General features: G+C 69.8%; 22 protein-coding genes. 11 read left to right on the forward strand and 11 right to left on the reverse strand.

Going from position 1 to position 18,117, the window contains the following annotated elements; genetic code table 11:
- The first annotated feature begins 12 nt into the window (after positions 1–12).
- Positions 13–522, forward strand: a complete 510-nt coding sequence (locus ACQPYZ_RS02560) for a SigE family RNA polymerase sigma factor (protein ID WP_433164806.1) — start codon at positions 13–15, stop codon at positions 520–522.
- 1 nt (position 523) lies between these two features.
- The gene (locus tag ACQPYZ_RS02565; protein WP_433164808.1) at positions 524–1,228 is read left to right on the forward strand and encodes a hypothetical protein; all 705 of its coding nucleotides are present in this window, start codon (positions 524–526) and stop codon (positions 1,226–1,228) included.
- Here the strand turns inward: ACQPYZ_RS02565 and ACQPYZ_RS02570 are convergent.
- From ACQPYZ_RS02570 to nhaA, 3 genes are all read right to left on the reverse strand, one after another.
- Complete coding sequence (locus ACQPYZ_RS02570) at positions 1,188–2,036, reverse strand: alpha/beta fold hydrolase (RefSeq protein WP_433164809.1); 849 nt, start codon at positions 2,034–2,036, stop codon at positions 1,188–1,190. The genes ACQPYZ_RS02565 and ACQPYZ_RS02570 overlap by 41 nt on opposite strands.
- 53 nt (positions 2,037–2,089) lie before the next feature.
- Positions 2,090–2,521, reverse strand: a complete 432-nt coding sequence (locus ACQPYZ_RS02575) for a phage holin family protein (protein WP_433164811.1) — start codon at positions 2,519–2,521, stop codon at positions 2,090–2,092.
- 76 nt (positions 2,522–2,597) lie between these two features.
- The gene (gene nhaA / locus ACQPYZ_RS02580) at positions 2,598–3,836 is read right to left on the reverse strand and encodes a Na+/H+ antiporter NhaA (RefSeq protein ID WP_433164813.1); all 1,239 of its coding nucleotides are present in this window, start codon (positions 3,834–3,836) and stop codon (positions 2,598–2,600) included.
- A gap of 291 nt (positions 3,837–4,127) precedes the next feature.
- On the opposite strand from nhaA, the gene ACQPYZ_RS02585 reads away from it, so the two are divergent.
- Positions 4,128–4,574 carry a CBS domain-containing protein gene (locus ACQPYZ_RS02585; protein ID WP_433164814.1) on the forward strand — a complete coding sequence of 149 codons (447 nt, stop codon included), beginning with the start codon at positions 4,128–4,130 and terminating at the stop codon, positions 4,572–4,574.
- Between the two features lie 19 nt (positions 4,575–4,593).
- Positions 4,594–5,883: an SLC13 family permease gene (locus ACQPYZ_RS02590; RefSeq protein WP_433164815.1), complete on the forward strand. Its 1,290-nt coding sequence runs from the start codon at positions 4,594–4,596 to the stop codon at positions 5,881–5,883.
- Here ACQPYZ_RS02590 and ACQPYZ_RS02595 read toward each other — a convergent pair.
- Together ACQPYZ_RS02595 and ACQPYZ_RS02600 are read right to left on the reverse strand one after the other, a co-directional pair.
- Positions 5,865–6,536 (reverse strand): haloacid dehalogenase type II, encoded by a 672-nt coding sequence (locus ACQPYZ_RS02595; protein WP_433164817.1) that lies wholly within the window; start codon positions 6,534–6,536, stop codon positions 5,865–5,867. The genes ACQPYZ_RS02590 and ACQPYZ_RS02595 overlap by 19 nt on opposite strands.
- Before the next feature lie 16 nt (positions 6,537–6,552).
- Positions 6,553–7,539: a glutathione S-transferase family protein gene (locus ACQPYZ_RS02600; protein WP_433164818.1), complete on the reverse strand. Its 987-nt coding sequence runs from the start codon at positions 7,537–7,539 to the stop codon at positions 6,553–6,555.
- A 228-nt stretch (positions 7,540–7,767) separates the two neighbouring features.
- Between ACQPYZ_RS02600 and ACQPYZ_RS02605 the strand changes: the two genes are divergently transcribed.
- Positions 7,768–8,526 (forward strand): GntR family transcriptional regulator, encoded by a 759-nt coding sequence (locus ACQPYZ_RS02605; protein WP_433164820.1) that lies wholly within the window; start codon positions 7,768–7,770, stop codon positions 8,524–8,526.
- 117 nt (positions 8,527–8,643) lie between these two features.
- On the opposite strand, the gene ACQPYZ_RS02610 is transcribed toward ACQPYZ_RS02605, so the two are convergent.
- Complete coding sequence (locus ACQPYZ_RS02610; RefSeq protein ID WP_433164822.1) at positions 8,644–9,168, reverse strand: hypothetical protein; 525 nt, start codon at positions 9,166–9,168, stop codon at positions 8,644–8,646.
- Between the two features lie 266 nt (positions 9,169–9,434).
- On the opposite strand from ACQPYZ_RS02610, the gene ACQPYZ_RS02615 reads away from it, so the two are divergent.
- Positions 9,435–10,049: a hypothetical protein gene (locus ACQPYZ_RS02615; RefSeq protein ID WP_433164824.1), complete on the forward strand. Its 615-nt coding sequence runs from the start codon at positions 9,435–9,437 to the stop codon at positions 10,047–10,049.
- A 60-nt stretch (positions 10,050–10,109) separates the two neighbouring features.
- Here the strand turns inward: ACQPYZ_RS02615 and ACQPYZ_RS02620 are convergent, their stop codons facing one another.
- Entirely contained in the window at positions 10,110–10,772 is a 663-nt protein-coding gene (locus ACQPYZ_RS02620; RefSeq protein ID WP_433164825.1) for a sugar isomerase domain-containing protein, read from the reverse strand.
- Between the two features lie 45 nt (positions 10,773–10,817).
- Complete coding sequence (locus tag ACQPYZ_RS02625) at positions 10,818–11,435, reverse strand: NAD(P)-dependent oxidoreductase (protein WP_433164827.1); 618 nt, start codon at positions 11,433–11,435, stop codon at positions 10,818–10,820.
- A 73-nt stretch (positions 11,436–11,508) separates the two neighbouring features.
- On the opposite strand from ACQPYZ_RS02625, the gene ACQPYZ_RS02630 reads away from it, so the two are divergent.
- Together ACQPYZ_RS02630 and ACQPYZ_RS02635 are read left to right on the forward strand one after the other, a co-directional pair.
- Positions 11,509–11,862, forward strand: a complete 354-nt coding sequence (locus ACQPYZ_RS02630) for a winged helix-turn-helix transcriptional regulator (protein WP_433164828.1) — start codon at positions 11,509–11,511, stop codon at positions 11,860–11,862.
- Positions 11,863–11,888: 26 nt separating this feature from the next.
- Positions 11,889–12,335: a MarR family winged helix-turn-helix transcriptional regulator gene (locus tag ACQPYZ_RS02635; RefSeq protein ID WP_433164830.1), complete on the forward strand. Its 447-nt coding sequence runs from the start codon at positions 11,889–11,891 to the stop codon at positions 12,333–12,335.
- 62 nt (positions 12,336–12,397) lie between these two features.
- Here ACQPYZ_RS02635 and ACQPYZ_RS02640 read toward each other — a convergent pair whose 3' ends face one another.
- Positions 12,398–12,541: a hypothetical protein gene (locus ACQPYZ_RS02640; protein ID WP_433164832.1), complete on the reverse strand. Its 144-nt coding sequence runs from the start codon at positions 12,539–12,541 to the stop codon at positions 12,398–12,400.
- Positions 12,542–12,819: 278 nt separating this feature from the next.
- On the opposite strand from ACQPYZ_RS02640, the gene acs reads away from it, so the two are divergent.
- Positions 12,820–14,754: an acetate--CoA ligase gene (gene acs, locus ACQPYZ_RS02645; RefSeq protein WP_433169610.1), complete on the forward strand. Its 1,935-nt coding sequence runs from the start codon at positions 12,820–12,822 to the stop codon at positions 14,752–14,754.
- 13 nt (positions 14,755–14,767) lie between these two features.
- Here the strand turns inward: acs and ACQPYZ_RS02650 are convergent, their stop codons facing one another.
- A complete protein-coding gene (locus ACQPYZ_RS02650) occupies positions 14,768–16,147 on the reverse strand; it encodes an MFS transporter (protein WP_433164834.1) in 1,380 nt (459 codons plus the stop codon).
- Between the two features lie 76 nt (positions 16,148–16,223).
- Between ACQPYZ_RS02650 and ACQPYZ_RS02655 the strand changes: the two genes are divergently transcribed.
- On the forward strand, positions 16,224–16,664 hold the full coding sequence (locus ACQPYZ_RS02655; protein WP_433164835.1) for a hypothetical protein: 441 nt from the start codon (positions 16,224–16,226) through the stop codon (positions 16,662–16,664).
- 67 nt (positions 16,665–16,731) lie between these two features.
- Entirely contained in the window at positions 16,732–17,148 is a 417-nt protein-coding gene (locus ACQPYZ_RS02660; protein ID WP_433164837.1) for a MarR family winged helix-turn-helix transcriptional regulator, read from the forward strand.
- A 33-nt stretch (positions 17,149–17,181) separates the two neighbouring features.
- On the opposite strand, the gene ACQPYZ_RS02665 is transcribed toward ACQPYZ_RS02660, so the two are convergent.
- The gene (locus ACQPYZ_RS02665) at positions 17,182–18,096 is read right to left on the reverse strand and encodes an SMP-30/gluconolactonase/LRE family protein (protein ID WP_433164839.1); all 915 of its coding nucleotides are present in this window, start codon (positions 18,094–18,096) and stop codon (positions 17,182–17,184) included.
- Positions 18,097–18,117: the final 21 nt, after the last annotated feature.

Here is an 18,117-nt window from a genome sequence, read left to right on the forward strand (position 1 = left end):
AGTGGTGTGACGGTGACGACGGGTGGGACGGGGCGGACCTTGTCGTTCGACGAACTGGTGGCGTCGAGCGAGCGGCGGCTGCTGCGGCTCGGCCTGATGCTGACCGGCGGGGTGCACAGCGCCGAGGACCTGGTGCAGACCGTGTACGCCCGCGCGCACCGCAAGTGGGACCGGATCACGTCGGTCGACAACCCCGAGGCCTACCTGCGGACGATGGTGGTGAACGAGTTCCTCAGCTGGCGCCGCCTGCTGAAGAACCGCGAGCTCCCGGTCGCGGAGCCGGCCGACGTGCCGTCCGGCGAGGACATCAGCGCCCGCCAGGCGCAGCGGGACGCCACCTGGCGGTTGCTCGCGGAGTTGCCGCGGCAACAACGCGCCGTCCTGGTGCTGCGGTACTACGAGGACCTGCCGGACGACGAGATCGCCGCCCTGCTCGGGTGCGCGCAGGCCACGGTCCGGTCGAACGCGGCCCGTGGACTGGCGACCCTGAGGACGAGACTGCCCGCCGAGGAGGAGCACTGACATGAAGGACCAGGACCTCGAGCGGCTGCTCCGGGAAACCTTTGCGGACAAAGAGAAACTGCTCGACAGCGTGCCGTCGGCAACCAGGCGCCGCCGGTCGGCCGCGCCGGTCCTGCTGGCCGCCGCCGCGGTGCTCGTCGTCCTCGGCGGCATCCTGTACGGCGTCAACCGCGGCCCGGACGCGGACCCGGCACCCCCGGTGGCCGCCGCCCCGGCGGGCGACGACGCGGAGGTCTGGAGCGCGGCGATCACCGCGGTCGTCCAGCAGTTCCAGCCGAAGTACAAGCTGGACACGGTCCACTTGTCGGACCGGCCGGCGGTCGTCGTCGAGGCGCAGGGGGCGGGGAGGGCGTGGGCGTTCTCCGCGGCGCAGAAGGACCGGATCGCCGAGGTGGTGAGCACCAGCGCGCACGTCGACGTGACGTGGATCGATCCGGCCACCCTCGCGTCGCGGGCGAACTGCGTCCGGACCCGCGCCGACGTCTCCGTCGGTCGCGTCGTCGACAAGGGCGCGCGCAAGGAGGTTCAGACGAGGATCACCTACAACTGCGGACATGAGTACTGGTTGACCTACCTCGTCGAGCAGCAGGCGACCAGGTGGATCGTGATCGGGACCGTCGGCACGCCGGGCGGCGTGTTGCCGTTGCCGGCCAGCGGCTGCCCGCTCAAGAAGGTGCCGCCAACCAATCCACAAGGTGGGTGTTGAACAGGTCCGGGACCTCTTCGTGCGGGAAGTGGCCGGCGGGCGTGAGGAGGGCGTGGCGGAGCGGAGCCGCGACCAGGTGGGGCGGGGTGACCGCGTTCGGCGACACCGCCGGGTCCTGGGCCCCGTGCAACTGCAGCACGGGTACGGCGACCGGCGTACGCATCCTGGCCGAGTACTTGCGACCGTCCGGCCGCAACCGGGACCGGGCGAACCAGCGGTGGTACTCCAGCGCGCAGTGCGGCGCCGGCCACACCTGCAGGGCCGCGCGGTAGCGGCGGGACGCCTCCGCGTCCGGGAACGTCCCGCCGGGCGCGGCCCAGTCGCGCAGAAGCCGCTCGATGTGTACGCCGTCGTGCGCGAGCAGCCGGCGTTCCGGCAGGACCGGCAACTGGAACCACGCGGTGTGCGTCAGCGCCTTCCGTTGACCGGAGCGGGCCAGCAGCAACGGGTGCGGTGCGGAGACGACGGCCAGCCCGCGGAGCTGCCGTGGCGCGAGTACGGCGGCCGACCAGCCGATGAAACCGCCCCAGCCGTGACCGACGACGATCGCGTCGGTGGCGCCGAGCGACCGGATCACGCCGGAGACGTCCGCGGCCGCGGTGTACGGGTCGTAACCACGAGGGGTCTTGTCGCTGGCGCCGTACCCGCGCAGGTCCATCGCGACGGCACGGAATCCGGCCGCGGCGACGACCGGCAACTGGTGGCGCCAGGCCCACCAGAACTCGGGGAAGCCGTGCAGGAAGAGCACCAGCGGGCCGTCCGCCGGCCCGCTCTCGGCGATGTGGAACCTGGCCCCGTTGGCGGCCACCAGCGAGTGCGACCAGGGCCCGTCGACCAGCAGGTCGACGACACCGGCGGGACTCAGCGCCGCACGCTCGCTTCGGGCTCCTCGTCACCCTTGCCGATCGCCTTGAGCACCTCGACCGACTCCTTCGAGGTCTCGATCGCGCGCTGCGGTCCCTTGGCCTTCTTGAGCAGGCGCGTCCCGATCAGCACCAGCACCGCGCCGATCAACAGGTAGAGCACGGCAACGATCACGAAGGCCACCGCCGGGTGCAGCCCGAGCGCGGTGAGCCCGTACGCGGCGGCGACGGACAGCAGGATGATCGCCAGCAGCGCCAGGAAGGCCGCACCGCCGAACATCCCCGCGCCGGTCCCGGCCGCGACCGCGGTCTTCTTCAGCTCGGTCTTCGCCAGCTCGATCTCGCTGCGGACCAGGTTGGACAGATCCTTGCTGGCGTTCGCGACGAGCTGCCCGACCGTGGGCTCACTCCCGTTCGGCCCCATCGACATGGCACTCCTTCCACGCTCCGTCCCCCGACACTACCGCCGAGTCGATCGAACTACGGGTACCCGCGGCGCCAGCACGTCAGTCGGCGTACTCGCGATTGCGCCGGAACAGCAGCGCCGCCGCGATCAGCGCGGCCAGCACCGAGCCGACCAGGACGGCGGCCTTGGCGCGCTCGACCTGGCCGGCGTCGTCACCGAAGGCGAGCTGGGCGATCAGCAACGCGACGGTGAACCCGATCCCGGCCAGCACCGACACCGCACCGACGTCCCGCCAGGCCAGGTCGGAGTTCAGCTCGGCCCGGCTGAACCGCGCGGTCAGCCACGACCCGCCGAACACCCCGATCGTCTTGCCGAGCAGCAGCCCAGCGACGATGCCGATGGCGACCGGATCGGTCAGCGTCTCCCGGACGGCGCCGCTGCTCAGCGTCACGCCGGCCGCGAACAACGCGAACAGCGGGACCGCGACCCCGGCGGACCACGGCCGCAGCCGGTGCTCGATCCGCTCGGCCGGCGAGTGGGCCTCGTCCGGGTCCGGCAGGACCCTGGTCACCAGTCCGAGGGCGACACCGGCGATGGTGGCGTGGATGCCCGACTCGTGCATGAACCACCACGCGCCGATCGCGATCGGGACGTACAGGAACGGCGACCGGACGCGGCGCCGCTGCAGCAGGTACCAGGCACCGATCAGCGCGACCGCGATCAGCAGCGGAACCAGGTGGAACCCGTGCGAGAAGAACACCGCGATCACCAGGATCGCGCCGAAGTCGTCGACCACCGCGAGCGTGAGCAGGAACGCCCGCAGCGCACTCGGCAGCGACGAGCCGACGATCGCCAGCACGGCGAGCGCGAACGCGATGTCGGTCGCCGTCGGCACGGCCCAGCCGTCGGTCCTGCCGTTGTCGGCGGCAAGGTTCACCACCAAGTAGATGATTGCCGGCAGCACCATTCCGGCGACGGCCGCGACCACCGGGACGACGGCCTCGCTGAGCCGCGACAGCGTGCCGACGACGAACTCGCGCTTCAGCTCGACCCCGGCCAGGTAGAAGAACAGCGTGAGTGCGCCGTCGGAGGCCCAGGCCTCGACGGTCAGCGGTCCGAGGTGTGCGTCGCGGACGTGGTGGTAGGCGTCCTGCCACGGTGAGTTGGCCCAGACCAGCGCGACCACGGCGGCCGCGAGCAGGAGCAGGCCACCGGTCGTCTCGGCGCGCAACGTGTCGGCGAGGAACGCTCGCTCCGGCCCGAGGATCCGGGGGAACGCACGCTTCTTCTGCCGGATCCGCTGGGGTTGGGTCGGTGGCTGGGTCGGCGGCACGGTCATCGTCGGCGGCCCTTCGTCAGGGGTCGTTGGGACACTACGCCGACCAGGCTTCCCGGCACACCGACGCCGCCCGTCGGGCGGCGAATCCTTCCGGTGCAGTCTATCGGGTGGTGTTTGCCTCCGCCGGTCTCGATGAGGCAGGGTGGGGCCCGGTGCGCCGGGAAGTCTGGTCGGCATGCTCGTGCCCAGCCGGGCGCGGGCCGTCGCTGACGTTCCCGGGAGCCGCCGTGCTGTGTCAGAGCCCTGTGAGAGACATCACGCATTCCGGCCGTCTCGGCGTACGCTGCAAGCGTGCACGGAGAACAGATGGCCGAGGACTTCCCGGTGGTCAGCCTGGACGACGAGGCTCGGCAGGCGGTCGAGCTGCTCGCCTCCCGGCGGTTGCCCGGACTGATCGTGACGCGCCCCGACGGCAGCCCGTACGCCGTACTCCCGGCGTCGCAGGTGGTGCGCTTCCTGGTGCCGAGCTATGTCCAGGACGACCCTTCGCTGGCGCGGGTGATCGACGAGTCACTGGCGGACCGGGTCGCGGACAAGCTCTCCGGGGTGAGCGTGCGCAAGCTGCTCCCGGCCGATCCGTCCGAGGTCCCGGTGGTCAACCACGACGACACGATCCTGGAGATCGCGGCGATCATGGCCCGGCTGCGCTCCCCGCTGGTGGTCGTGATGCGGGACGGCCGGATCCTCGGTGCCGTCACGGCGTCGCGCCTGCTCGAGCTGGCCTGCACGCCGCACTGACGTCCGGCGAGGTCGCCGGATGACGATCATCGCGATCGTCGTCTTCGTCGCCGCGTACGTGCTGATCGCGACCGAGTGGACCCACAAGCTGCTGGCCGCGCTCGGTGGTGCGGCCGTGCTGCTCGCGCTCGGCGTGACGGACTCGGAGCACGCGTTCTACTCGCACGAGACCGGCGTCGACTGGGACGTCATCTTCCTGCTGTTCGGGATGATGGTGATCGTCGGCGTGCTTCGTCGTACGGGCGTCTTCGAGTACATCGCGATCTGGGCCGCCAAACGGGCGAAGGGGTCGCCGCTGCGGGTGATGATCCTGCTGACGCTGATCACCGCGGTCGCCTCGGCGTTCCTGGACAACGTGACCACCGTGCTGCTGATCGCGCCGGTCACGCTGTTGGTGTGCGACCGGCTCGGCATCAACCCGATCCCGTTCCTGATCGCCGAGGTGCTGGCGTCGAACATCGGCGGTGCCGCGACGCTGATCGGTGATCCGCCGAACATCATCATCGCCAGCCGGTCCGGGCTGACGTTCAACGACTTCCTGATCCACATGGCACCGCTGGTGGTGGTCGAGCTGATCGTGTTCACGCTCGTCGTGCCGTGGCTGTTCAAGGGCTCGTTCGACGTCGATCCGGAGCGCGTCGACGGCGTGATGCAGCTGAACGAACGCGAGGCGATCGAGGACCGCACCCTGCTGATCAAGAGTGGAGCGGTCCTGCTGCTGGTCTTCGTCGGCTTCATCGGCCACTCGGCCCTGCACATCGAGCCCTCGATCGTCGCGCTGCTCGGTGCCGGCGTCCTCGTGCTGATCTCGAAGGTGCCGACCCGGCAGTACATGTCGAGCGTCGAGTGGCAGACGCTGCTGTTCTTCGCCGGTCTGTTCGTGATGGTCGGCGCGCTGGTGAAGACCGGCGTGATCGGGAACCTGGCCGAGCAGATCGGCAAGGTCACCGAGGGCCGGGCACTGCTCGCCGCGATGCTGATCCTGGTCGTCAGCGCCGTGCTGTCCGGCATCATCGACAACATCCCGTACGTCGCGACCATGAGCCCGGTCGTGCTCGAGCTGACCAAGGGCATCCCGGACCCGGCCCAGGCCGAGGCGCTGTGGTGGGCCCTCGCGATCGGCGCCGACTTCGGCGGCAACGCGACCGCGGTCGGCGCGAGCGCCAACGTCGTCGTGATCGGCCTGGCGCTTCGGGCCGGTCATCCGATCTCGTTCTGGGAGTTCACCCGCAAGGGCGTGGTGATGACCGCGATCACGATCATCGTCGCCGCGCCGTACCTCTGGCTGCGCTACTTCGCCTTCGCCTGAAGGGCGTCGGCGAGCCCGGTCACGTCGGTGGCGACCAGATCAGGCTCCAGGAAGGCCTTCGGGTACGGCGTTCCACGCCGGTCGAGGTAGAAGCCCTGGAGCCCGGCCCGCCGGGCACCGTCGATGTCCCACGGGTGCACCGCCACCAGTGCCATCTGCTCGACCGCGACCCCGCACACGTCGGCGGCGTACCGATAGGCGTCCGGGTGCGGCTTCCAGCGTTGCGGCGTACCGACGTCGAGGCGGTGCTCGAGCAGCGGCATGATCCCGCCCTCGGTGAACATCCGCTCGGACATCGCGACCGAGCCGTTGGTCAGCGTGATGATGCGCAGGCCGGCGTCCCGGAGCCGGCGCAGGCCGGGCTCGACGTCCGGGTGCAGCGACAACTGCGTCATGCCGGTCAGCACCTTGCCGACGGTGTCCTCGGTCGGCTCGATGCCCGCGGCCGCGAGTTGCGCGGTGAGTACGTCGGTGCCGACCGTCCGGAAGTCGGCGTACGCCCCGGCCGCGGTCAGCGCGAACCCGTCCCGCAGGGTCGACGCGAACCAGTCGTCCAGGTTGTGCCGGGGCAGGCCGGCCGCGGCGAATCGTTCCCGCATCGGTTCGAGATCCGACAGCGTCTCGTTGACGTCGAGCACGAGCACGTCGACCATCGGGTGGGTCCCTTCGTCAGGCGGCGTTCCAGCTGCGCGGGTCCGGGCCCTTCGGAACGATGCCGTTCGGGTTGATGGTGTCCTGGGTCAGGTAGTAGTGCCGCTTGATGTGGCCGAAGTCCACAGTCTCACCGAAGGACGGCCGGCGGTACAGCCTCCGCGCGTACGCCCAGAGGTTCGGGAACTCGGTCAGCTTGTTCCGGTTGCACTTGAAGTGTCCGTGGTACACCGCGTCGAAGCGGACCAACGTGGTGAACAGCCGGATGTCGACCTCGGTCAGCGTGTCCCCGAGCAGGTAGTCCCGGTCGGCCAGCCGTTCCTCGAGGACGTCGAGCCGCTCGAACAGGGCGTCGTACGCCGACTCGTACGCCTCCTGCGTGGTCGCGAACCCACACCGGTAGACGCCGTTGTTCACGTCCCGGTAGATCTCCTCGATCAGCCGGTCCAGCTCCGCGTGGTCGTCCGGGATCAGCCGCGGCGCGTCCGGCCGGTGGAACTCGGTCCACTCGGTCGAGAGGTCCAGCGTGATCTGCGGGAAGTCGTTCGTCACGACCAGCCCGGTGACGGTGTCGACGATCGCGGGGACCGTCACGCGGCCGTCGTACGACGGATCGGTGCGGTGGTACGCGTCGGAGAGGAACTCGATGCCGAGCACCGGGTCGCGACCGGCCGGGTCCAGGGTGAACCGCCAGCCGCGCTCGTCCCGGATCGGGTCGACGACCGCCAGGCTGATCGCGTCCTCGAGACCAAGCAGCCGGCGTACGATCACCGACCGGTGGGCCCACGGGCAGGCCAGGCTGACGACGAGCCGGTAGCGTCCGGCCTCGACCGGCCAGCGGCCGTGTTCGTCCGGACCCTCGCCGGGGGCGGACGCCGAGTCTCGGGTGATCTGGTCGGTGAACCTGTTGCCTTGGCGCTTCCATTCACCGCTCGGTGCGCTGTCGCTGACGAACTGTGCCCGGGTCATGTCGTCGAAGTACCCACCTTCGTGAAATTTGTTCACCGTTTTGCCGTGCATTGTGGGTGTTTCCGGCTTTGTCGCCGACAGGAATCGCCAAGCCTGCCTGCTCACTGGCCGTAAAGGCGGAGCTGACGTTACAGTCTGGCTGACAAGGTCATCCGTGCCAGCGGTGTCGCGGACGGCCGGCACAACCGAACCATCAGGAGCACGCCCCGGCTCGCGTCCCCCGGCAACCGGTTTGCCGGGCACATTCCCAGGGATACTGACCTCATGGCCCGCCCAAGGAACAACCCCGGCGACCTCGCCGAACTCCCCACGGAGCTTCGGACCGATCGGCCGAAGGGTGACCAGATCCGCGAGATTCTGGAGAACCTGACCCGCAGCCTCGCGGTCGGCACCGTGCTGCCCTCCGAACGCGTCCTCGCCGAGCGCTTCGGCGTCGCCCGGATGACCGTCCGCCAGGAGGTGGACCGCGTGGTCGCCGAGGGCCTGGCCGCCCGCCGCCCCGGCGGCGGCACGTTCGTCGCCGAGCCGCGCCCGTCCCGGATGCTCGCCTCGTCGTTCAGCCAGGACATGATCAACCGCGGCATCAAGCCCGGCGCCAAGGTACTCGAGCACCGCATCGGCACCGCCGACGACGACCTCGCCCGCGAGCTCGAGGAACCCGTCGGCACCCCCGTCCTGCACCTCATCCGCCTCCGCACCGCCGACGGCGAACCGATGGCCGTCGAGCGCACCGCCCTCTCGCTGCACCGCTACCCCGGCCTCGACGAGGTCGACTTCGCCGAGAACTCCCTCTACACCGAGCTCGCCTCCCGCTGGGGCGTCACCCTCGGCATGGTCTCCGCCTCCATCGTCGCCGCCCCACCCGACCCGGTCGACGCCGAGCTCCTTGAGATCGATTCCACAACCCCCTGCCTGATCATCACCTCGGCCCCCCGCACCGCCTCCGGCGAAGTCATCGAATTCGGCCGCTCCGTCTACCGCTCCGACCGCTACGACATCACCGTCGCCTACCGCGCCACGTAAGCCCGAAGTCCCGCGGATTCGATGCAGTTCGACAGGACGTATATCCCCACTACCGGCCGCTCCCAAGCGTGAACCGCCCAGGAAACGGCACACCTCCTGTCGAAATCGACGTGATCCTCAGGAGACCGGGGGCCGCGAGAGTTCGTCGGCCCGTCGACGGAGGCGTTTCTGGTCCCACGGCACGAAGGCGAGGACGAGGGCTGCCGCGAGGCTGATGGTCCCGCCGGCGTACCTCTGGTCGATCAGTTGCGTCACCGCGGATCCGAGGAGCAGCACGGCCGCGACGATGAACCACCAGCGTTGCCGGCGATAGTGGTTGACCTGATGACGGGCGACGTTCGCGGCGGCCTGCCGCAGCTCGGGGTCGGAGGGGAGCGGTCCTCGCCGAGCGGCGCGCTCGATCGACGCCAGCTGCTCAGGCGGGACATCGCCGACCATAGCCTGCACTTCGCGACGTCTCTTCGCCATGATGAAGGTGAACAGGACACCGAACACCGGTCCGGAGATCGCGCCCGCCACAAGAGCGCCGCGCCAGCTCTCGTCGCCGAGGAAACGAACGAACAGCACGAAGAGTGCGCCGTACAGAACGCCGATGACGACAGCGGAAATCCATCGAGGACCGCTCAGCAGGTCGATGCGCATACCGGTCTAGTACCCGCATCACCACATGAGCTACCAGCAGGTGCCGGGCGCCGTCCCGACCGAGTCTCAATCCCGCAGTTCGATGCAGTTCGACAGGACGTATATCCCCACGACCGGCCGCTCCCAGGCGTGAACCACCCAGAAAACAGGCTCAAGGACCGCACACCTCCTGTCGAAATGCCGGTCATCCGGATCGCTCGCGTTGGGGGAGCTTTCGCCTCCGATCGCTGCGGGCGTGCTTTGCTGGAGGGAGGGAGGCGGTTCGTATGCGTTATCGCGAGGAGCCGGCGACGGCCTCGCCGGATCTGCCGGTTGTCCGGGAGTGGGTCGAGCGCAATCCGCACACGGAGGCCAGGCTCACCGAGACCGTCGAGCACGGCGGTGGTCGGGTCGTCCTGGTGATCAGCTTTCCGGTGCACGAGGAGATGGTTCGGGCACGGTTGGAGATTCCGCCGCTCGTGCAATTCCCGGATCTACTGCGCTTCAGACGCTGGAACCCAGGTGAGCAAGAGGCCGAATGGACCCTGCAATGGGTGCTTGGACTCATGCGCCGGCAAGCGGATCTCGGACTGCCGACGAAGGTCACGACGACGGGGCCCCATCCGGTGTCCGGGCTGATCATGATGACGCTCGACCGGGTCGACTCCGCCTACGCCGCCGAGCTCGAAGCCCGCGGTGACGGACTGACGGTCGTCCTGCCGCATCCGGAGAACCCAGTTCCGTTGTCCGTCACCGGATATCCGTTGTCCAGGGACCGCATCCCGGGTGCGGCGAGTCCGACCTGGGTCGTGACGGAGAAGGTGCGCGCGGACCAACCCGTGAGCGTCACAGCTCCCGATTCTCCGCCACCAGACCCCGGCCGCTGGCCGTCGTGGCGCTAGGTACGCGTCAACCCAGGTCGTCGGCGTCGACCCGCCGGGCCCGGTTGGGGGTGGACCCGTTCAGACGTTGAGGCTGCGGAGGACGTTGGGGGTTTGGCCGCGGGTGGTTAGGCGGGTGACGATTTCTACGGTCAAGGACTGGACCAGCAGTGCGCCGACCATGGTGGAGGTGGCGCCGGTGCGTTCGGGGCTGCCGTCTACCTCGATCAGGGCGTCGCCGGGTTCGCCGCAGTTGTCGATCACGACGTCGGCGAGTTCGAAGAGTCGTTGACCGCCGGGGGCTCGTGAGGTGACCGACCTGCTGTGGGCGACCGAGGTCAACGCGATCACCTTGGCGCCCGTGGCCTGGGCGCCGAGGGCGAACTCGACGGGTACGGCGTTCCGCCCGGAGTTGGAGGCGATCAGTACGACGTCGCCCGCGCCGATGTCGTGGGTCTGCAGCAGTACGTCGGCCAGCCCGGGCAGGCGCTCCAGGAGCGAACTCTTCTGCAAGCCCTCGTGGAGCATCAACCCGGGCTCGAGCACCGCCCGGACGTCCGCCAGCCCGCCGGCCCGGCCGTACAGCTCTTCGGCGATCAGGTGACTGTGCCCGGTCCCGAACACCCAGAACACGCGCGCATCGACGACCAGCTCGGCGCCTCGCGCGATCGCATCCGCCTGCGTCTCCGCGGCCCGAGCCGCGATCTCCAACGCCCGCCGCATGAACTCCTCAGCCCCAGCCATACGCCGAAGCTACCGGCCGACGAGTGCAGACCCCCAGCAAGACGACTAGACCACTCCGAGCATGACCCGCGAGTGCGTACGCCGTTCGTACTCGTCCAGGAGGGCGATGGCGAAGTCGGCGTACGAGATGAGGGCGGTCGGGTCGGCGGCGGTGAGGCGGTAGGTACCCGTGCGGCGCGGGTCGGCGTGGTTGAAGTCGCCGGCGGGGGCGAGCGAGACCCAGTCGAGTTCGGAGGTCGCGAAGGTGTCGAGGGCGGCTTGGTGGGCAAGGTAGAAGGAGCGGTGTTCCTGCGGATAGCCGGGGGTGTCCATCAACGGCGTGCCGTTGCGGTCGGGAAGGAGCGAGGCGAGGCCGACCCAGATCAGGCGGGCGTCCCTGATCCCTTCGACCAGGGCCCGTGCCGCCGCCGGGTAGAACAGCGCGGGGTCGGTGCCGCCGTCGTACACGGTGGCGATCACCGCGTCCTGGCCGGTCGCGAGTTCGGCGATCCGGCCGGCGTCGGTCACGTCTCCCGCGACGATCCCTGCCTCCGGGACGCCGTCCGCGAGCGAGGCGGACGCCGTACGAGCGACCGCGGTGACTTCGTGGCCCCGGGATCGGGCTTCGGTGACGGCGGCGCGGCCGGCTCGGCCCCGGGCACCGATGACTAGGATCTTGCCCACTGCAACCTCCTTGGTCGGGTGATGCCGTGACCGTAGAAGGCGGCGTGGTTACCAATTGGATACCGTGAGCCGGGTGGAGGCCTTGCGCGCGGACCTGTTCGACGAGATCTGCCCGTCGACGTTGCTGCCGTTCCGGATCGGTGCGGACAAGTGGGCAGCCCTGGTGATCAGGTGTCTGGAGGACGGCCCACGGCGGTACTCCGAGCTCCGGGTCCCACTGGCCCGGGTGTCGCCCAAGGTGCTCACTCAGTCCCTGCGCACGCTCGAACGCGACGGCTTCGTACGACGGACGCAGTACGACGAACCCGTACGACGCGTCACCTACGAGCTCACCGGCCTCGGCCGCAGTCTGCTCGAGCCGATGCGGTTGATGTGCGACTGGGCCGAGGACCACTGGGACGAGTTGCTCGACGCGCGTGAGTCGTAGGTCGGGCCAACGGTAGAGTGATGACCGTGGATGAGCAGACGCCGACTGTGTTGTTGCAGACGCCGAGCTGGTTGCTGACGCAGAGCGCGGCGCACGCGCACCGGATCGTCACCGAGGCGTTCGCCGCCGGGGGAGCCCGGGCGTACCACTTCCGCCTGCTCGCGACCCTGGTCGAGTTCGGCCCCGACAGTCAGGCGGCACTCGGGCGGCACACCGGGATCGACCGCAGCGATGTGGTTGCCGCTCTCAACGAACTGGCCGCCGACGGGTACGTCGAACGCACGCCGGACCCCGCGGACGGCCGCCGGAACATCATCACGCTGACCGCGTCCGGCCGCCGGCACCACAAGCGTCTCGCGGGCCTCGTCGAGCGGGCTCAGGACGAAATCTTCGCCCCGCTGTCCCCGGCCGACCGCGCCCGCCTGACCACCCTGCTCACCCGCCTGCTGACCCACCACCAGACCACCAGCTGACCGCCGCCCCGCACCGAACCCAGCAGCTGCCCGAGAGAATCGGCAGCCGGGCCGGGACGAGATCACCAGGTCGGCAGCTGAGCTCGGGTCGCCTTCTGCGTACGGCGGACGCGGTGCTCGCGGGCGTGGACCCGCCGCTTGGCCGCGCGGGAGATCTTCCGCCGCGAGCCGTCCGTGGTCTCCACCGGTTGCGCCCCTGTCTGCATCACGTTCACGTCCATACCGATGCGCGATCGCCCCGATCGGTTCCGTCGTAGGGTGGAAATGTGCCGTTCGGCCGGAAATCCGATCGGTTGAGCGCAGATCGGGGCCTGCTGGGCGATACGGCGGTTCCGTGGCCGGGGCGGCATTGGTAGAAAGGGGACCGGGCGCGCCGGCGCGCCGAAGCCAGCGAGGAGGAGTCCGCGACGTGACGAACGCAGAGTCACCCCAGACCGAAGCCGCCCAGACCGACACCGGTCAGTCTGAGGCCCTGTCGAACCTGATGCACGAGGAGCGCCGGTTCGAGCCGCCCGCCGACCTGGCCGCGAACGCCAACCTCACCGCCGACGCCTACGAGCAGGCGGCCAACGACTTCGAGGGGTTCTGGGCCGAGCAGGCGAAGCGGTTGACCTGGGCGGTCGAGCCGACCGAGACGCTGGACTGGAGCAATCCGCCGTTCGCCAAGTGGTACGCCGACGGCAAGCTGAACGCGGCGTACAACTGCGTCGACCGGCACGTCGAGAACGGTCTCGGCGACAAGATCGCCTACTACTTCGAGGGTGAGCCGGGCGACACCCGGGAGATCACCTACGCCCAGCTCAAGGACGAGGTGAGCAAGGCGGCGAACGCGCTGCTCGAGCTCGGCGTCGAGGCCGGCGACCGGGTCGCGATCTACATGCCGATGATCCCGGAGACCGTGGTCGCGATGCTCGCCTGCGCCCGGGTCGGCGCCCCGCACACGGTCGTCTTCGGCGGGTTCTCCGCGGACGCGCTGAAGGGCCGCATCCTGGACTGCGACGCCCGGATCGTGATCACCGCGGACGGCGGCTACCGCCGGGGCGCGCCGGCCGCGCTCAAGCCGGCCGTGGACGCCGCGCTCGAGGACTGCCCCGACGTACGCAACGTCCTGGTGGTCCGCCGGACCGGTCAGGACACGAACATCGTCGACGGTCGCGACCTGTGGTGGGAGGACTTCGTCGGCAAGCAGTCGACCGAGCACACCCCGGAGGCGTTCGACGCCGAGCACCCGCTGTACGTGATGTACACGTCCGGGACGACGGGCAAGCCGAAGGGCATCCTGCACACCACCGGCGGCTACATGGTCGGGACGGCGTACACCCAGTGGGGCGTGTTCGACCTGAAGCCGGACACCGACGTGTACTGGACCGCCGCCGACATCGGCTGGGTGACCGGCCACAGCTACATCGTGTACGGCGCCCTCGCGAACGCGACCACGTCCGTGCTGTACGAAGGCACCCCGGACACCCCGCACCAGGGCCGCTGGTGGGAGATCGTGCGGAAGTACAAGGTGTCGATCCTGTACTGCGCGCCGACCGCGATCCGCACGTTCATGAAGTGGGGCGCGGACATCCCGGCCAAGTTCGACCTGTCCTCGCTGCGGGTCATCGGGTCGGTCGGCGAGCCGATCAACCCGGAGGCCTACATCTGGTACCGGGAGAACATCGGCGGCAGCAAGGCTCCGGTGGTCGACACCTGGTGGCAGACCGAGACCGGCATGCACATGATCTCGCCGCTGCCGGGCGTGACCGCGGGCAAGCCGGGCGCCGCGATGAAGGCGATCCCGGGGGTCAGCGTCGACGTCGTCGACGACGCCGGCAAGCCGGTGCCGGACGGGTCCGGCGGATACCTGGTGATCACCAAGCCGTGGCCGTCGATGCTGCGCACGCTGTGGGGCGACGACCAGCGGTTCATCGACACGTACTGGTCCCGCTGGGAGGGCGTGTACTTCGCCGGCGACGGGGCGAAGAAGGACGAGGACGGCGACCTCTGGCTGCTCGGCCGGGTCGACGACGTGATGAACGTGTCCGGCCACCGGCTGTCCACCACGGAGATCGAGTCCGCGCTGGTCTCGCACCCGAAGGTCGCCGAGGCCGCGGTTGTCGGCGCGTCCGACCCGACCACCGGTCAGGCGATCGCCGCGTTCGTGATCCTGCGGTCCGAGGCCGGCGACGGCGGCCCGGACGTCGTCCAGGAGCTCCGCAACCACGTCGCCAAGGAGATCGGCCCGATCGCCAAGCCGCGGCAGATCATGGTCGTCGCCGAGCTGCCGAAGACGCGGTCCGGCAAGATTATGCGCCGTCTGCTCCGCGACGTCGCCGAGAATCGCGAGGTCGGTGACGTCACCACGCTCGCCGACTCGACCGTCATGGACCTGATCAAGTCCAACCTCGCCGCCGGCAAGGCCGACGAGGACTGACGTCCTCCGAATCTCAGCCCGTACGACGCGACGTCGTACGGGCTGAGGTCGTGATCAGGAGGAGTGTGACCGCAGTCGTGGCTGCGCCGATCCAGGCGGCCTCGGTGTAGCCGGACTCGCGCGGGAAGACCTCGGTGGTGTGCGCGGCGAGGACGAGGCCGCCGAGAGCGCTGCCGATGGAGAAGCCGACGCTGCGGACCACCTGGTTGACGCTCATCGCGCCGGCGGTCTCGGCCGCCGGGACCTCGCTGAGGATGACGGCCGGCATGGCTGCGAAGAACGCGCCGACGCCGAACCCCAGGATGCTCATCGCGATCACCGGACCGGCGAGGTGCCCGCGCGCGAGTGCGAAGACGGGGAAGGCCGTGAGTACGACGGTCGTGCCGGCCGCGAGCAACCCGCCGGCGCCGTACCTGTCCCGGAACCGTGGCACGAGCCGGCCGGCGACGAAGCCGAGCAGCGAGAACGGGACGAGGACGAGCCCGGCCTGGAAGGTGCTCAGTCCGAAGCCGTAGCCGGCCGCGGCGGGTGTCTGGACGTAGCGGGTGATCAGGCTGAGCAGCAGGTACATGCCGACACCGCAGGTCAGCATCACCAGGTTCGCACCGGCCGACCGCCGCAGGAGTCGGATGTCGACCAGCGGCTCGTCGGTTCGGGCCTCGATGATCGCCCAGGCGGCCAGGAGCAGCAGCGAGCCCGCCAGCGTGGCCGCGGCGAGACCCGCGTGCTGATGCCAGAGCGTGGTCTGACTGATGACGAGCAGCAGTGCGAGCAACGCGACGGTGAGCAGCACGGCCCCGCGTACGTCGACGCGCCGCACCGGCCGTTCCGGTGCCGTCGGCAACACGATCGCGGCGACCACGAGCGCGGCCGCGGTGACAGCCAGGCCGAGGCCGTACGCGGCGCGGATGCCGGCGAGGTCGGTCAGCAGACCGGCCAGCGGATAGCCGACTCCGATGCCGGCGGTCGAGGCGACGGCGAGCAGCGCGATCGTACTGGCGGAACGCCCCACGTCGAGGTGATCCCGGGCCGTCGCCATCATCAACGCGGTCAGCCCGAGTCCCGCACCCTGGGCGGCCCGGCCGACGAGCAGCACCGCGAACGGAAGCGGGACCACCGTCAGCAGGCTTCCCACGACGACGACCCCGAGAGTGACCAGTACGACGGTACGCCGCCGCGGACCCGAGCCGAGCCGGCCGAGCAGCGGAGTGGCGATCGCGCCCGACAGCAGCGGAATCGTCAGCGTCCACTGCGCGGCGGCCAACGAGACGCCGTACTGCTCGGCGACCGCGGTGATCAGTGGTGCGCCCAGACTGCCGACGACGGCGACGACCAGGCCGACGAACACGACGCCCGCAGCCAGGAACCGCGACGTGCCGCGGACGATCTGCATGTCGCCCAAGCTAGTGGCGGCGACTTGGCTGGTTCGAGCGAATGTCTGATTCCTCACGTGCCCTAGGCTGCCTCGCATGACTGCTGTCGTTGCGATCGTGCACGCGGGGCTGGCGGCAGCGTGGGTCGGCGGGATGGCGTACTCGCTGTTCGTCGTCCAGCCGAAGCTGAAGAGGTACTTCGGCCCGGACCAGGACGGCCGCGAGGCGCTCACCGCTGTGATTGCCTCAGGCAACCGATGGAAGGTGGTCGGGCTGATCGCGGCGATCGCGCTCAGCGGGCTGATCCTGCTGCTGATCGACGACGAACGCTGGTGGATCCACGCGGTCAAGGGCGTACTGCTGTTCGGCGCGACGGTGATCTTCTGGTACGTCTCCTGGCGGCACTGGCCGCGGCGGGTGTTCGCGACGGCGGCGGAGTTGCCCGGGTTGCAGCGCCGGCTCGTCGTCCTGGCGAGCACGATGCTCGGCCTTACCGGACTCGCGTTCGCGCTCGGGGTGGCCGCCGTACATCTCTAATGTTCGGACCTTAGGAGATCGGTGACGTGGTGTGTGAGGATGACGCATTCGTTCGGAGGTGATCGCGATGGCACAGGAGGCCCTGCAACTCCTGGTGAGTATGCACAGGATCGTCCGGCACCTGCGCCGGAGCCGGACCACCTCGGCGCTGCACCCGACGCAGTTCCTCGCGCTGATGCTGATCGCCGACGAGCAACCGATCCGGATCGGCGAGATCGCCAACCGCGTGCCGTGCTCCCAGCCCACCGCGACCACGACCGTCGCCGCCCTGGAGGACGCCGGTCTCGTCCGCCGCGAGCCGGATCCGGGCGACGGGCGGGCGACGGCCGTCGTCCTGACGGCCGCCGGCGCCGAGATGGTCGAGGCGTCCGGCCGCCAGGCCGCGGACGAGCTCGGCAAGCTCCTCCGCCGCCTCGACGACCCCGACCGCGACCTCGTCCTCCGCGCCGGCGCAGTACTCGCCCAGATAGCCGACGACCTCTGACTCAGGCGTTCCGGTCCTCGGTGTCGCCGGTGCTCATCGCATACCTCCAACCACCGAGATCGTGTACGGCGGTGTCCCCGGGGCGACGTCGAGTTGGCTGTTCACCCACAGCAGACGGTCGTGGTCGCGAGCGATGGTGGTCGGGGTCGAGCCGGGTGCACCCGGGACCGAGTCGGCGACGATCACCGCCTGGGTCTTGTCCCGGTTGAGGACTGCCAGCCGGGTGACGTACTTGCCGCCGCCCGCGTTGTGGACGGCGTACAGACGTCGTCCCTCGAGCAGGTAGCCGTCACCGGACAGGATGCCGTTGCTCACCTGCAGGGTGCTGACCCGCTTGGTCCGTAGATCGATCCGGTAGGTGACGTCCTGGCCCTGCTCGCCGACGAGGAGGGTCCTGCCGTCGGTGACGATGCCGTTCAGGAAGTACGGGACCGGCTGGATCTGGTCGCGGGCCAGCCAGGGCTCGAGCGTGCCCAGGCCGTGGCGGGTGAGCGACGCGCGCCAGAGCTGGTTGTTCGCCGAGTCGGTGACGTAGACGTGGTCGCCGGCGAAGGTGAAGTCGTTGAGGAACGCGCCGGGCGCGGCCTGCCGGGAGGCGAGGAGGTTGCCGCGGGCGTCGTACAGGAAGAGCTTCGACGTACTCGCGCCGGCGATCAGCACTCGGCCCCAGCGGTCCACGTGCACGCCGGTCGCCGATGTCCGCCCGTCGCTGCCGGCGGGCAGGAACGGCTTGAGCCGCGGGCTGCGGGTGCTGCCGCGGTAGACCGCGCCGGTTCCGACGCTGGTCACGTAGATCGTGCCGTCGGTGGTCACCTCGATGCCCTCCGGGGTGTCACCGAGGGTCGTCGAGACGACGTACTCGGTCGGTCTCTGGTGGACGACGTGCGCCGCGGCCGGCTGGACGGTCGCGATCAGCACGAGGACTGTGAGTGCTGCCAGGCGTTTCATCGGGTCAGCGTGCGAGCCGGG

Origin of the sequence: Kribbella sp. CA-247076 (assembly GCF_050942445.1) — a bacterium.
GTDB lineage: Bacteria > Actinomycetota > Actinomycetes > Propionibacteriales > Kribbellaceae > Kribbella.